Genomic DNA, 13846 nt, shown 5'->3' with positions numbered 1-13846 from the left:
GCGTGCGGCGGGGTCGCGGCCGGTGCGGATCAGCAGTACAGGCTGTTGCCGGCCGGCACGCCGAGGATGCCGACGAACTGCTGGTAGGCGGTGACGCGGCTCTGGACCTGGGCGGGGTTGCCGCCGTTGCACTCCAGCGAGCCGTTGATGCTGCGGATCGTCTCGCCGAAGCCCGCGCCGTTGACCATCGCGTTGTGCGGGGTCATGGTGCCGGGGCCGTTCTGCGTCATCCAGTACCAGATGCCGGTCTTCCAGGCCACCGAGGCGTCGTTCTGGACCAGCCAGGGGTTGGTCAGCAGCGGCAGGCCCAGGGCGTTGCCCGCGGCGTTGTAGTTGAAGTTCCAGCTCAGCTGGATCGGGCCGCGGCCGTAGTAGGCGGCCTGGCCGGCCGGGCAGCCGTAGGACTGGGTGTAGTCGCAGTAGTGCGGGTAGTTGGCCGTGTTCTGCTCGACGATGTGGACCAGTCCGCCGGTCTCGTGGTTCACGTTGGCCAGGAACGCCGCCGCCTCCTGCTTGCGCACGGTGTCGCTGCCGGTGCCGGCGAACGCCGGGTACGCGCTGAGCGCGGCGACCAGGCCGGAGTACGTGTAGAACGAGTTGCGCCCTGGGAACATCTGGTTGAACTGGGCCTCGCTGACCACGAACCCGCCGGGGTTGGTGGGCGGGGGGCTGGTCGGCGGCTGGCCGCCGCAGGTGTACGGGTCCCAGTACCAGGTGCTGATGATGGGGTCGTAGCCCGGGTTGTCGTGCTCGGCGATGTAGTACAGGCCGTTGGTGTAGCGCACGACGCTGCCGGTGGTGTACCAGGTGCCCGCGACCCAGTTGGGGTAGTTGCAGGTGGGCGGCTGCGAGGGCGGCGTGCCGCCGCCGCAGGAACCGAGGTCCTGCCAGACGCCGGAGGTGCCGGGCGGCGCCTCGTTCTGCGTCCACCACTTGGCCTGGTAGTTGCGGCTGCTGTACGACACCTGCATGCCGCCGGTGTAGACGGCGCCGGACTGCCACGGGGTCGCGCAGGCGGCGGCGGACGCGGCGGTCGTGGGGATGACCGCCATGAGTCCACCCGCGACCGTCAGGGCCAGGGCTGCCAGCAGGGCGCGCATTCTTCGCATGTGCTCACTCCTCTCGGGGAGAGGACGGCCGGGACGGTTCGGCCGTCCATCGATGCGCGTGAGCGTAACATCTATATGGAAACTTTCCTAATAATTCTCGAGCCAGGACGGCGCGGTCACTGGCCGACGAGGCGGCAGGGCGGGCCAAGTCGCTGCTGGGCCAACCGGTGTGATGGCCGCAGCGCCGCGAGCGGGCGCTCTGTCCAGGCTGACCGCAGCGCGTACGACCATGGGCCGCACCGCCGCCGCGATGAAGACGGGCGGCGGTGCGGCCGTACCGGGTCAGGCGATCTTGCGGCGGTAGACCCGCATGGCGAACGCGTAGGCGACGACGAGGATGGCGGCGCACCACGCCAGGGCGCTCCAGATCTGGTCGCCGACCGGCTGCTGGTCGAACAGCGCCCGGATCGTGTCGACGATGGCGGTGACCGGCTGGTGCTCGGCGAAGGCCCGCACCGGGCCGGGCATGGTGCCGGTGGGCACGAAGGCCGAGCTGAGGAAGGGCAGGAAGACCAGCGGGTACGAGAACGCGGTGGCCCCGTCGGTCGAGGACGCCGCCAGCCCCGCGATCATCGCGACCCAGGTCAGGCACAGGGTGAACAGCGCCAGGATCCCGACCACGGCCAGCCAGGCCAGCACTCCGGCGGAGGTCCGGAAGCCCATGAGCAGCCCGACCGCGATGATGACGACCATGGAGATGCCGTTGGACACCACCGAGGTCAGCACATGCCCCCACAGGACCGACGAGCGGGCGATCGGCATCGAGTGGAACCGTTCGAAGATGCCGCTCTGCATGTCGTTGAACAGCCGGAAGCCGGTGTAGGAGATGCCGCTGGCGATCGCGATGAGCAGGATGCCCGGCATCAGGTAGTTGGTGTAGTTGGTCGTGCCGGCCTGGATGGCGCCGCCGAACACGTACCGGAACAGCAGCATGAACGCGATCGGCATGATGGTGACGGTGATGATGGTGTCCATGCTGCGGGTGACGTGCCGGATGGACCGCCCGAGCATGACCCCGGTGTCGCTGAGGACGTGCGCGCTCACTGCTGCTCCTTGCTTCCGACGACGGCGAGGAAGATCTCCTCGAGGGTGGGCTGGCGTTCGACGAGTTCGGCCTTGGCGGCGGGCAGCAGCCCGCGCAGCTCGGCGAGGGTGCCCGAGACGATGATCCGGCCCTGGTGCAGGATCGCGATCCGGTCGGCGAGCTTCTCGGCCTCCTCCAGATACTGGGTGGTGAGCAGCACCGTGGTGCCGCTGTCGGCGAGGCTCTGGATCTCCTGCCAGACCTCGATGCGCGCCTGCGGGTCCAGGCCGGTGGTCGGCTCGTCGAGGAAGATGACCTTCGGGTCGCCGATGAGGCTCATGGCGATGTCGAGGCGGCGGCGCATACCGCCGGAGTAGGTCGCCACCCGGCGGCCGCCCGCCTCGGTGAGGCCGAACCGCCGCAGCAGGTCGTCCGCGACCCGGCCGGGGCCGGCCACCCGGCGCAGCCGGGCCACCATGACGAGGTTCTCCCGGCCGGTGAGGATCTGGTCGACCGCGGCGAACTGGCCGGTCAGGCTGATCGACTCGCGGACCTGCCGCGCCTGTGCCACGACGTCGAACCCGGCCACGGCCGCCGTGCCGCCATCGGGCTTGAGCAGCGTGGACAGAATCCGCACGACGGTGGTCTTGCCCGCGCCGTTGGATCCGAGCAGCGCGAAGATGCTCCCCGCGGCGACGGTGAGGTCGACGCCCTGGAGCACCTCCAGTGCTCCGTACGACTTGCGCAGTCCGCTGACGTCGACGGCAGGGGGTGGTGGGGTTTCCATGGCGGTGCTTACTCCTTTTTAGACAGTCGGATCACGGCCGGGCCCTAGGGAGGGGCACGGGGCAGCGCGAAAGGAGCAGGCGCGCAGAGTCGCGCGCTGCGAGGAGATCTCTCAGAGAGAATCGGGGCGGACCGCGTCGACCGTCGAGGGTCGGCGGTGCCTGCGTGAATGGCGCGCCCGGCTCGAAGCCGGCGTGCCGCAGCTGTGCCGGGTCGCCTGATCTGGCGTCACGGGCTGCTCGGTGAGGCGTGGCGGCAAGTTCGCGTTCAGCGGTGGGCGACGGCGCAAAGGCGTTCGCTCAGCGTGCCGCTGCGGTCGTCGGCGGTCTGCGCCCTCCTTCGGGTCTCGGGCCGCGTGTGCGCATGGCGGCTACTCGCAGAAGACCCGGACGGTGCCGGCCGGATCGTCGACCTCCACGGTCACGTCGTGGAGGTGGTCGATGAGTTCTTCGAGCTGCTCGGGCTTGAGCTGGGTCAGGTCGATCGGCCAGCCGGACTTCGCGAGCTCGGCGTTGGCCCGGTTCAGCGCCGGGGGCGGGAGCAGGGCCGCCAGTTTCACCCCGGCCCGCAGCAGCTGCAGCGGCACCCGCACGTTGACCCGCGACGGTTCGCCGTCCTCGCGGGCGTCGACCATGACGCGCAGGTACTTCGCCTTGCCCTTCGGCAGGGTCTCGGCGCTCGGCGCCGCCGCCGGACGGCCGCGTTCCAGTGCCGTGATCAGCCGCTCCGCCTCGTCAGCGGTGATCTTGCCCTCGGCGAGGAGGCTGAGGATGCTCTTGCGGTCTTCGTTCACGAGAGAGGCTCCTATCGGATGCTGACGAGCACGGAGGTGCTGCCGTGCGCGAGGTCGAAACGGGTGCCGCGCAGTGCGCAGGCCAGGCGCCAGGCACCGGCGAGCGCCCGTGCCACGGCGATGCCGTACACCAGGCAGGCGACGATGCCGGCGAGGACGGCCAGGATCAGGATCGGGGCGCCGACGAGCACCACGAGCAGCACCGGGATCCAGATCCGGACGGGGCGCCCGCGCGGGCGGGTGAACCGGACGGTCACCAGCTGGGGTATCACGGCTGCGCCTCCAGTTCGGACAGCGCCTGCGCCGCGGTGATCTCGCCGCGGCGCAGCCGCTCGACGACGTCGGTGCGCGACGGCGCCGGGTCGGTCTCGACGAAGTCCAGCGCCTGTGCGATCCGGTTCAGCCGCGCCTTGACCGTCGGATAGCTCACCCCGAAGATCCGCTCCATCTCCTTGATGGAGCCGTGGCTGCGCACGAACGCGGTGACGAAGATCTGGTCCTCGGCGCTGAGCTGAGCCAGCTGCGGCAGTTCGAACCGGCCCTCGACCGCCACGTCGTTGTCGGTCAACCGCACCCGCTCCACGATGAACGGCCGACCCTGCGTCAGGTTCGTCAGTTCCCGCCAGTCCATCGCATGCTCCTTCATATGTAAGTTGTATCGCGGTGCGACTTAACTTTCAAGAGTTCGATCTTAATTTTCTTAATCGTGCCCATACGCCCGGCACCCAGCAGACCGCCCCGGCGGAGGCCGGCGTCGTGCGCCAGGCTCCGCCGGGGCGGGATCGCGGTGCTCAGAGGGTGAGCTGGACTATCTGGTAGCCGCTCAGCGAGGTGCCGCAGACGGCGTACAGGGCCAGCGTGCGGCTGGCGGTGCCGCTGTTGCGCATCGCAGTGAGGAACACCCCGGCGTTCACGCTGGGCACGCTCTCCTGCGTCACGGTGCGGTAGTCCGCGCCGCTGGAGTCGATGATCTGCCCGCCGCCGCCGAAGACGACCTTGCCCGGCGAGCATTCGGCGGCGGTGCGCACGAACCCGCCCGCCGCGAGGGCCACGTCCCGGCGGATCACCTCGTAACCGGCGGGCGCGGCGGCGCAGACGGCGAAGAAGCCGACGGTGTGCGGCACCGTGTCGTTGTTGCCGACCGCGGTACGCCACAGCTTCAGGCTGCCGCCCTGCACCGAGTCGGGGCCGGTCTCCCGGATCACCGTCCGGAAGTCGCGGCTGCCCTCGCCGACGACCTGGGCTCCGCCGCCCAGGGCGACCTTGCCCGACGGGCACAGCCCGTAGGTGCGCGCGAATCCGCCCGCCGGGATCGCGGCGTCGCGACGGACCACCTCGTACCCGGCCGGGGCGGTCGCGCAGACGGCGAACAGCCCGATGCTGTGCGCGGCGGCGTCGTTGTTGCGCAGGGTGATCAGCCACAGCGATCCGCTGGGCGCGGACTCCTGCAGCACGGTACGGAAGTCCCGGCTGCCCTCCCCCAGCACCTGGGTGCCGCCCGCGACGGCGACCTTGCCGGCCGGACAGGACACCGTGGTACGGATGAAGCCGCCGGGCGCCACCGCCGCGTGCGCGGGCGCGGCGGGCAGGAGCACGGCTAGGGCGGCGGCTAACGCCAGCACTCGGCGAGTCACGCAGATTCCTCCATGTGTGTCGATGTGCCGATACGCTAGGCGACCCCCGGACGGCTCCGCAAACCGAATCGCACCGCCGGCGAACCCGGGTGCCGTCGGCGATCGGGCCGTACCGTGGTGGCATGACCACGCTGCACGGCGACCGGGTGACACTGCGGCCGGCCGGACCCGACGACGTCGGCGCGCTGGCCGCCATCCGCGCCACCCCGCAGGTCCGCGACCGGTGGCAGGGCGACGACCTGGCCGCCGAGATCGAGGACGACCTCGCCGACCCCGACCTGGAGCTGCTGGCGATCGAGCACGGCGGCCGGGTCGTCGGCGCCATCCAGTGGCACGAGGAGACCGACGCCATGTACCGCCACGCGGGCATGGACCTCTACCTCGACCCCGAGGTGCACGGCCGGGGCCTGGGCTCCGACGCGGTACGCACGCTGGCCCGGCACCTGATCGCCGAGCGCGGCCACCACCGGCTGGTCATCGACCCGGCGGCCGACAACACCGCCGCCATCGCCTGCTACGCCAAGGTCGGCTTCCGGCCGGTGGGCGTGCTGCGCCGCTACGAGCGCGGACCCGACGGCACCTGGCACGACGGCCTGCTGATGGACCTGCTCGCCGAGGAGCTCCGCTGACCGGTGCGGCCCGCGCCCGTCAGGGCCGCGCCGACCGCACCTCGCCGTTGACGTACGCCCGCAGCTGCTCGCGGCTGCCGGACAGTCCGTAGTCCGACATCATCAGGCTGAAGTTGCCGAACCGGCGCTCGCCGAGCATCCACGCCCGCGGCGAGCGGGCCAGCACGGCCAGCAGCCGGCGCTGGTCCTGGGTCAGGTGCCCGTACGCCGTGCCCGCCGGGACCGGCTCCGGGAACGCCATCCGCAGCGCCGACCCGGCCATCGTCAGGGCGTCGCTGCCGCTCACCGTCGGGATGCCGCGCAGCCACGCGGCGAAGACCCTGGCGGCGTGGCGCTCCGACCGCTCCAGCACGAGACCGGCCAGCCCGGCCAGGTTCCCGTCGAGGAACGGGATCTGGTCGCGGGGTGCGCCCGACGCCCAGCCGAGCAGCTCGGTGACGGCGGCGTCCGGCGCGTCCTCGCCGTCGACCAGGGCCGTGGCCACGGCGGCCGCCCAGCGGGTCACCCGGTCGGGCGCGGCCAGCAGGTCCGCTGGCGGACCGTGGCCGAGCAGGCTCGCCGCGACCAGGGCCGTGGCCGACACCCGGACCTGCTCGAAGGTGTCCCGCGCGTCCGTCGCCGCGGCCAGCAGCACCGGTCCGCTGCTGGCGGCCTCCTCGGGGAACCAGGCCAGGGCGTACGCCGCCCGGATGCGCACCGCCGGGTCGGGGTCGCGCAGCAGCTCGCGCAGCAGCGGCACGCCGGCCCGGACCGCGTCGTAGACGTCGAGCTCGATGTGCCGGTGGTAGCGCGTCCGGTCCTGCTCGGACAGCCCTTCGACGTAGCGGTACACCTCCTCTTCGTCGAAGTCGGGGTGGTCCGCGCGCGGTGCCGCAGCGCGCACCGCGCCCCCGCCGCGGGCCTGCTCCCGGACGAGCGCGACCGGGAACGTGCCCGGCAGCCAGGCCTCGTCGCCCCCGATGGCCATCACCGCCAGCATCTCCACCAGCACGGCCCGGTCCGGGACGGACTCGTCGGCGAGCAGCTCCAGCAGGAACGGCGCGGCGTGGGCGGTGGCCTCGTAGCGCGAGCCCTGGTGCACGATGCTGGCGTACAGCCCCTGGTAGGCGCCGATGCGCACCTCGTCGTCGCCGCTGGCCAGCTCCCGGATCCAGCCGGGCACGTCGTCGGCGGCGCCGTAGGCGTGGGACAGCAGCGACCAGTCGATGTCGTCGAGTCGTTCCAGCACCCCGGCATTCTCACATCCATGTCCGACAACGTCTCGCGATGAAACTTCAACAGATTGTTGACAAACAGATTGTTGAAGGTCAGGCTGGCGCAGTGCACCACGCATCCGACGACCAGGCCGACGGCGCCACCGAGCAGCGGGCCCGCGACCGGCTGAGCGCCCGCGACGACCTGCCCCGCCTGCCGTGGCTGGCCGCCGGCCAGCCACACGACGCGTTCACGCTCATCCGCCAGGCCCTGTGGCGGGCCAACACCGACCGGGACGCGCTCGACCTGCCCGACGACCTGCTGGCCGCGATCACGCTGCTGGACGCCGCCCGCGCCGAACTCGACCAGCTCGAAGCGGGCCTGCTGTTCGTCGCCCGCGCCGAGGGCCTGACCTGGGCCCAGGTCGCCCGCCCGCTCGGCCTGCGCACCGCCCAGGCAGCCCAGCAGCGGCACGACCGGGTGACCGCCCGCCTCGACGCGAAGGAGGGTCCGTGAACGTCGTCCCCCTCGCCGACGCGGCGGACCGCCACGGACGCAAGGCGCACGGACTGGCCGTGCTGCTGCGCGCCGGGCTCGCCGTCCCCGCCGGATTCGTCGTCACCGACCCGGCCGCCGACCCCGCGCTCCTCGCCGAGCACCTGGACCGGCTCCCCGGCCGCGCGGTCGCGGTCCGGTCGTCCGGCCTGGCCGAGGACTCGGCGGCGGCGTCGTTCGCCGGACAGCTCGAAACCGTCCTGGGCGTACGCGGCCGCGACGAGGTCCTCGCCGCGCTGCGCCACTGCGCCGCCTCGGCGCGGACGGACCGCGCCCGCGGCTACCGGGCGCACCTGGGCCTCGACGACGAGACGAGCGTGCCCGTGCTGGTGCAGAGCCTGGTCGAAGCCGACCGAGCCGGCGTGCTGTTCACCCGCGACCCGCGCACCGGCGCCGCCGCCACGGTCGTCAACGCATCATGGGGCCTGGGAGAATCCGTCGTCTCCGGCGCGGTGGTCCCCGACGAGATCGTCGTGGCCGACCCCGCCGACATCCAGGTCACCGTCGGTGACAAGGCCACCCGCCTGGACCTGGGCGAGCAGGGGCTGGTGCGCTCGCCCGTCCCCCGGCCCGACCGCGAACGCGCCTGCCTGGCACCGGACGAGGTGGCGCGGCTGGTCGGGCTCGGCCGCAGGTGCGAGGACCTGTTCGGCCGGCCGCAGGACGTGGAGTGGGCGATCCGCGACGGCCGGATCTGGCTGCTGCAGTCGCGCCCGATCACGGCCCTGCGCGCCCCGGCCGCCCGCAACGGCCACACCCCGGCCGCCCCGCTGGTCACCGGCGTGCCGAGCAGTCCCGGCCGGGCCCTGGGGCCGGTCCGGATCATCCGGTCGGTCGACGACTTCGCCCGGATGCGGCCCGGCGACGTGCTGGTGTGCCGTACCACCGACCCGGCCTGGACGCCGCTGTTCCGGCTCGCCTGCGCCGTCGTCACCGAGACCGGCGGCGTCCTCTCCCACGCGGCCATCGTCGCCCGGGAGTTCGGCATCCCCGCCGTCGTCGCCGCCGAGGCGACGACCGCCCTCACCGACGGCGCCCCCGTCACCGTCGACGGCACCGCCGGCACCGTCACCGAAGGACCCACCCGATGACCCACTCCTCCCCCACCGGCCTGCTGGTGCTGCACGCGGTGCGGCTGCGCGGCTTCGCCGACACCGCCGCCGTCGCGGCCCGGTTCGGCCTCGACCCCGCCCAGACCGGTGAGGACCTGCTTGACGCCCAGGCGTACGGCTGGGTCACCCGGTCGTCCTTCTCCGACCTGAGCGGCTGGTCGCTGACCGGCAGCGGCTACCAGCGCAACACGGCGCAGCTGCGCGACGAGTTGGGCTCCGCGGCCGCCGAGCAGACCGTCTCCGCGGTGCACGACCGGTTCGTGCCGCTCAACGCCGAGGCGACCCAGGCGTTCACCGCGTGGCAGCTCGACTCCGGCCGACCCGCCGACATCCTGCGCCGCCTCGCCGACCTCGCCGACGAACTGCGCGAACTCGAACAGGCCCTGACGGCACACCTGGACCGGTTCGGCGGCTACCACGACCGGTTCGCGGCCGCGCTGGCCCGATCCGGTCAGGACCCGGCCTGGATCACCGGCATCGAGGTCGACTCGTGCCACCGGATCTGGTTCGAGCTGCACGAGGACCTGATCGCCACCCTCGGCATCGTCCGGTAGGCGGTCCGTCGATCCGCCATCGCGCCCGGCGCGAAGCGGCCGCACCTCCGCGGCGGCGCGGAGGTAGACTGCCGAATGCGGATCCTGCCGTTCGGCCTGACCGGCTGGCTGATCGAAGTGGACACCACCGCCGAGGCCACCTCGCTCTACGACCACCTGCGCGCCCTCGCCCCCACCGGCCCGATGGCACTGGTCACCGACCTCGTCCCCGGCGCCCGCACCATCCTGCTCGACGTGGACCGGCCGGGCATCAGCCACGCCGACGCGGCCGCGCTGCTCACCGGCTGGCGGCCCGGCGCCCCACCCGCCCCGACCGGCGCCCAGACCGTCGAGGTCCCGGTCCGCTACGACGGCCCCGACCTGGCCGAGATCGCCGCGATGAAAGGGATCACCGAGACCGCCGTCGTCCAGGCGCACACCGGCTCCGAACTCCAGGTGGCCTTCTGCGGCTTCGCACCCGGCTTCGCCTACATCAGCGGCCTGCCGCCCGTCCTGCACCTGCCCCGCCTCGACCGGCCGCGCACCTCGGTCGCGGCCGGCAGCGTGGCCTTAGCCGGCGGCTTCACCAGCGTGTACCCCCGCCGGTCGCCAGGCGGATGGCGGATCCTCGGCCATACCGACGCCGAGCTGTGGAACGTCGAACGGGACCCGCCCGCGCTGCTGCCACCCGGCACCCGAGTCAGGTTCACCGCGGTATGACCGGCCTGGTGATCGTGCGCCCCGGCCTGCTGACCACCGTCCAGGACCTCGGCCGCCGCGGCCTGGCGAGCCTGGCCGTCCCGCCGTCGGGCGCGGCCGACCGGCACAGCCTCCGCCTGGCCAACCGGCTCGTCGGCAACGGCGAGGACCGGGCGGGCCTGGAAGCGACCCTGCTCGGCGTCGACGTCGCCTGCGGCACCGACCGATGGCTCGCCGTCACCGGCGCCCCGAGCCCGGTCTTCGTCGACGACCGGCCCGCCGCCCAGTACGCCCCGGTGTTCGTCCGGGCCGGCTCGGTGCTGCGGATCGGACCGGCGGCCAGCGGGCTGCGGACCTACCTCGCGGTGGCCGGTGGTGTGGCCGTGCCACCGGTGCTGGGCAGCCGCTCCACCGACGTCATGTCCGGGCTCGGACCGGCCCCGCTCACCGCCGGGGCCGAACTGCCCCTGGGCGTGCCGCAGGGCGGCCCCGCACCCGTCGACCTGGCCCCGCCGGCGGCGATCCCCGACCACGCGACCGTGCGGCTGCTCCCCGGGCCGCGCGCGGACTGGTTCGCCGACAGCCCGGTCGGCCGGACCTACACGGTCACCGGCGAGAGCAACCGCGTCGGCGTACGCCTGGACGGCCCCGCCCTGCGGCGCACCCGCCACGACGAGCTGCCCAGCGAAGGGATGCTCTCCGGAGCGGTGCAGGTGCCGCCGTCCGGGCTGCCGGTCATCCTGCTCGCCGACCACCCGACCACCGGCGGATACCCGGTCGTCGGCGTCGTGCACCCCGACGATCTGTGGCTGGTCGCCCAGGCCCGCCCGGGCACCCTGCTGACCTTCGCCGCCGCCCGCAGGTGACCGTCCACACAGCACCGTGGGCCGGCGCCGGGCGTACGCGATGAGCCCCGCCGAAGCCGACCGCCTGCTCCGGCTCGCCGAGCAGCAGACCGGTCCGCTACTGCGGCAGGAGCTCGGGGCCCGGTACGCCCGCTGACCCAGCCCGCTCCACACGGTGATCGAGGTACGCGTCCAGCGCGGCCGCGCCCGTGAGCATGGCCCGGCCCCGCGCGGACAGGCGCGCGTGCCAGTCGTGCAGCATCGAGCCCAGCGGCGCGACGCCTCCGGCCGACCGGACCTGCCCGATCAGCGGAACGATCTGCGCCAGCCGGTAACCGCCGCGTCTGAGCTGGTGGACGAGCTGCGCGTCGCGTACGTCGGCAGCGCCGTAGACCCGGTAGCCGGTGTGCCGGTCGCGGCGCGGTCGCACCAGCCCGGCCCGCTCCCACTTGCGCAGGGTGGCCGGGCGGATGCTGAGCCTTCGCGCCAGCGGACCGACGAACATGTCACCGCGCTCCTGCGGCACGGGGCTCAGCTCGGCCAGCGCGGACTCGACCGAGCGCAGGGTACGGCGGTCCTCCCGCAGCCGGGCATGGCTCGCGTCGATGATCTCCAACGCGTCCTCGACCGCGTCCCGGTTCACCGCCTGCATGATCGACGTGGCCGCCTGGTGGCCGTGGCCTGGCACCAGGGCGAGGAACGCCCGCAGCGCCGACGCGTGCAACGGCGTGTAGCCGCGGTAGCCGAACTCGCTGCGCTCCGCCGCCGGCAGGATCCCGGCGTCTTCGTAGTTGCGGACCGCCTGCGTCGACAGGGCATGCGCACGCGCCAGGTCGACCGGCCTGAGACGACCACCGGATTGAGGGTTTCGCAGCATCTTCCAGCCCAGGGAAGCGGAGAAGTTTCAACCGTCGGTTCAACGATACCGTTGAAGCAATGAACGACGCGATCAAAGACGCTGTCCGTCCACTCGACGCCGGGATACTGCTCGGGCTGCTGCCCGACAGGCCCCGGCTGCTCGCCCTCGGCGAGCCCACCCACGGCGAAGACGTGCTGCTCGAAGCACGTAACGACCTTCTGCGGCAGCTCGTCGAGCAGGAGGGCTACCGGACCGTCGCCATCGAGAGCGACTGCATGATGGGGCTGCTCGTGGACGACTACGTGACCACGGGCACCGGCAGCCTCGACGACGTGATGGCGAAGGGCTTCAGTCACGGATTCGGCGCATCCGCCGCCAACCGCGAACTCGTACGCTGGATGCGCGCGTACAACGACGGCCGACCCCGCACCGAGCAGCTGCGCTTCGCCGGCTTCGACGGCCCGCTGGAGATGACCGGCGCCGCGAGCCCCCGGCAGGCGCTCACCGCACTCCACGCGTACCTGGCCGCCCGGGTCGACGCCGAGCTGCTCTGCTGCACACCGGAGACACTCGACCACCTGCTCGGCGCCGATGATCCGTGGAGTCACCCCGACTCGCTGCGCGACCCGGCGCGGTCGGTGGGGCAGAGCACCGAGGCCAGACAGCTGCGGCTGCTCGCCGACGACCTGGCCGCCCTGCTCGACACCCAGCTGCCGCACCTGGTCGCGGTGTCCTCCCCGGACGAGCTCGACCGGGCCCGACTGTACGCGCGCACCGCCACCGGCCTGCTGCGATACCACTTCTGGCTGGCCGACACGTCACCCGGCCGCCTGGCGCAACTGCTGGGGGTACGCGCGACGATGATGGCCGCCAACCTGCTCGCCGCAGCCGAGCACGGCCCGGCACTGGCCTACGCGCACAACTCGCATCTGCAGCGGGAGCGAAGCAGCATGCGCCTGGGCAGCATGCCGCTGAAATGGTGGAGCGCCGGCTCCATCACCGCCTCCCACCTGGGTCCCGGGTACGCCTTCGTCGCCACCGCCCTCGGCACGATCCGCCACCACGGGGTCGACACCCCGCCCCCGGACACCCTCGAAGGCCTCCTCTACACGCTGCCCGACGACCGCTGCACAGTGGACCCGCGGCTGCTCGCCGCCATCCTCGGCGAGCAGCCGCCCGCCCCGCGGACCTCCCCCTGGTACGGCTACGCCCCGCTGGACCCGGCCCAGCTGGGCAGCGTCGACGCGATGGTGTTCGTCAAGGACTGCCCGGCCGGGGCTCAGATCTCGCAGTCCGAGTAGCCGTAGCTGTGGCGCGCGTCGGCGGGCAACTCGTCGTCGGCGGTCAGGACGTCACCGGCCAGCGGTGGCACGGCTATGCGGTCCCAGGCCACTGCGACGCTGACGGTGTCGCCGAGCTCGCCGCAGAACATGCGGTACGAGAGGGTCTCCTCCTCGTCCTCGGCGTCGTCGTCAGCCTCGAAGTCGTAGCCGAGCGGCTCGCGCGGGCCGGCGAACGTGATGGTCGGATAGCCCTCGACGGAGATGGTGACGAACGGGTGCAGGTCGGTCGACCAGGCCGGTTCGCCGTGCTGATACACCTGGAGCGTCAGGTCCGCGCCGTACCAGCACAGCAGGTAGAGGTTGAGTTCCTCAGCGAGTTCGGCGGCCAGGTCGGACTTGATCTCGGCGAGGGTGCCGCGAACGTAGTGCGTGCACTTGCGGGCCCCACCCGGGCTCACCCCGAAGGCGAGTTCGTAATAGCTCTTTCGCGACACCGCCGCATCATAGGACCACCGACCGACAGCTCGATCGGGCTCTGGCAACGGCGATGTCGTGCCAGAGAATGACCACGCGAGCAGATCTTGACGGGCTCTGGCCGGGTTGATCGCTGTCGCCGGTCATTCGGTGCGCTGAGTCGGCCTCCTATGACCGCAGACGGCGATCATCGCCCCCGACGGTCGGCCGGGCCACGCCGGTGGACGCGTGGCCTCGGGTTTCGATCACGGTGGTGGGGTGGGGACACGCCGTCGAACACGCCCATAAGTTCATGATCGACCGGCCGGGGTGGCTGT

The 13846-nt window shown here is 72.5% G+C and carries 17 protein-coding genes; 7 read left to right on the top strand and 10 right to left on the bottom strand.

Going from position 1 to position 13846, the window contains the following annotated elements:
- Positions 1-29: 29 nt before the first annotated feature.
- From QEZ54_RS06640 to QEZ54_RS06610, 7 genes are all read right to left on the bottom strand, one after another.
- The gene (locus QEZ54_RS06640) at positions 30-1109 is read right to left on the bottom strand and encodes a glycoside hydrolase family 19 protein (RefSeq protein ID WP_281303581.1); all 1080 of its coding nucleotides are present in this window, start codon (positions 1107-1109) and stop codon (positions 30-32) included.
- 282 nt (positions 1110-1391) lie between these two features.
- Positions 1392-2153, bottom strand: a complete 762-nt coding sequence (locus QEZ54_RS06635; protein WP_281303580.1) for an ABC transporter permease — start codon at positions 2151-2153, stop codon at positions 1392-1394.
- Positions 2150-2920: an ATP-binding cassette domain-containing protein gene (locus QEZ54_RS06630; RefSeq protein WP_281303579.1), complete on the bottom strand. Its 771-nt coding sequence runs from the start codon at positions 2918-2920 to the stop codon at positions 2150-2152. Before QEZ54_RS06630 ends, QEZ54_RS06635 begins: the two co-directional genes overlap by 4 nt.
- Before the next feature lie 369 nt (positions 2921-3289).
- Positions 3290-3712, bottom strand: coding sequence for a hypothetical protein (locus QEZ54_RS06625; RefSeq protein WP_281303578.1), 423 nt, complete (start codon positions 3710-3712; stop codon positions 3290-3292).
- An 11-nt stretch (positions 3713-3723) separates the two neighbouring features.
- The gene (locus QEZ54_RS06620) at positions 3724-3984 is read right to left on the bottom strand and encodes a hypothetical protein (RefSeq protein WP_281303577.1); all 261 of its coding nucleotides are present in this window, start codon (positions 3982-3984) and stop codon (positions 3724-3726) included.
- Positions 3981-4343 carry a DUF2089 domain-containing protein gene (locus QEZ54_RS06615; RefSeq protein ID WP_281303576.1) on the bottom strand — a complete coding sequence of 121 codons (363 nt, stop codon included), beginning with the start codon at positions 4341-4343 and terminating at the stop codon, positions 3981-3983. The genes QEZ54_RS06620 and QEZ54_RS06615 overlap by 4 nt, the downstream gene beginning before the upstream one ends.
- Positions 4344-4503: 160 nt before the next feature.
- Entirely contained in the window at positions 4504-5346 is an 843-nt protein-coding gene (locus tag QEZ54_RS06610; protein ID WP_281303575.1) for a hypothetical protein, read from the bottom strand.
- Positions 5347-5468: 122 nt separating this feature from the next.
- On the opposite strand from QEZ54_RS06610, the gene QEZ54_RS06605 reads away from it, so the two are divergent.
- On the top strand, positions 5469-5975 hold the full coding sequence (locus QEZ54_RS06605; RefSeq protein ID WP_281303574.1) for a GNAT family protein: 507 nt from the start codon (positions 5469-5471) through the stop codon (positions 5973-5975).
- Positions 5976-5994: 19 nt separating this feature from the next.
- Here QEZ54_RS06605 and QEZ54_RS06600 read toward each other — a convergent pair whose 3' ends face one another.
- On the bottom strand, positions 5995-7203 hold the full coding sequence (locus QEZ54_RS06600) for a HEAT repeat domain-containing protein (protein WP_281303573.1): 1209 nt from the start codon (positions 7201-7203) through the stop codon (positions 5995-5997).
- A gap of 92 nt (positions 7204-7295) precedes the next feature.
- On the opposite strand from QEZ54_RS06600, the gene QEZ54_RS06595 reads away from it, so the two are divergent.
- The 5 genes from QEZ54_RS06595 to QEZ54_RS06575 all read left to right on the top strand — a co-directional run bounded on the left by QEZ54_RS06595 (position 7296) and on the right by QEZ54_RS06575 (position 10934).
- On the top strand, positions 7296-7685 hold the full coding sequence (locus QEZ54_RS06595; protein ID WP_281303572.1) for a DNA-binding protein: 390 nt from the start codon (positions 7296-7298) through the stop codon (positions 7683-7685).
- Entirely contained in the window at positions 7682-8815 is a 1134-nt protein-coding gene (locus tag QEZ54_RS06590) for a PEP/pyruvate-binding domain-containing protein (protein ID WP_281303571.1), read from the top strand. The genes QEZ54_RS06595 and QEZ54_RS06590 overlap by 4 nt, the downstream gene beginning before the upstream one ends.
- Entirely contained in the window at positions 8812-9390 is a 579-nt protein-coding gene (locus QEZ54_RS06585) for a transcriptional regulator (RefSeq protein WP_281303570.1), read from the top strand. The genes QEZ54_RS06590 and QEZ54_RS06585 overlap by 4 nt, the downstream gene beginning before the upstream one ends.
- Before the next feature lie 75 nt (positions 9391-9465).
- Positions 9466-10089, top strand: coding sequence for an allophanate hydrolase subunit 1 (locus QEZ54_RS06580; protein ID WP_281303569.1), 624 nt, complete (start codon positions 9466-9468; stop codon positions 10087-10089).
- Positions 10086-10934 (top strand): biotin-dependent carboxyltransferase family protein, encoded by an 849-nt coding sequence (locus QEZ54_RS06575; RefSeq protein ID WP_281303568.1) that lies wholly within the window; start codon positions 10086-10088, stop codon positions 10932-10934. The genes QEZ54_RS06580 and QEZ54_RS06575 overlap by 4 nt, the downstream gene beginning before the upstream one ends.
- 97 nt (positions 10935-11031) lie before the next feature.
- Here QEZ54_RS06575 and QEZ54_RS06570 read toward each other — a convergent pair whose 3' ends face one another.
- Positions 11032-11790 (bottom strand): TioE family transcriptional regulator, encoded by a 759-nt coding sequence (locus QEZ54_RS06570; protein WP_281303567.1) that lies wholly within the window; start codon positions 11788-11790, stop codon positions 11032-11034.
- A gap of 59 nt (positions 11791-11849) precedes the next feature.
- Between QEZ54_RS06570 and QEZ54_RS06565 the strand changes: the two genes are divergently transcribed.
- Positions 11850-13073 carry an erythromycin esterase family protein gene (locus QEZ54_RS06565; protein ID WP_281303566.1) on the top strand — a complete coding sequence of 408 codons (1224 nt, stop codon included), beginning with the start codon at positions 11850-11852 and terminating at the stop codon, positions 13071-13073.
- On the opposite strand, the gene QEZ54_RS06560 is transcribed toward QEZ54_RS06565, so the two are convergent.
- On the bottom strand, positions 13052-13549 hold the full coding sequence (locus QEZ54_RS06560; protein WP_281303565.1) for a hypothetical protein: 498 nt from the start codon (positions 13547-13549) through the stop codon (positions 13052-13054). The genes QEZ54_RS06565 and QEZ54_RS06560 overlap by 22 nt on opposite strands.
- Positions 13550-13846: the final 297 nt, after the last annotated feature.

Source organism: Catellatospora sp. KI3 (genome assembly GCF_029948125.1).
Classification (GTDB): domain Bacteria; phylum Actinomycetota; class Actinomycetes; order Mycobacteriales; family Micromonosporaceae; genus Catellatospora.
Note: the sequence above shows the minus strand (reverse complement) of the source record. Positions and strands in the feature narration are given on the sequence as shown.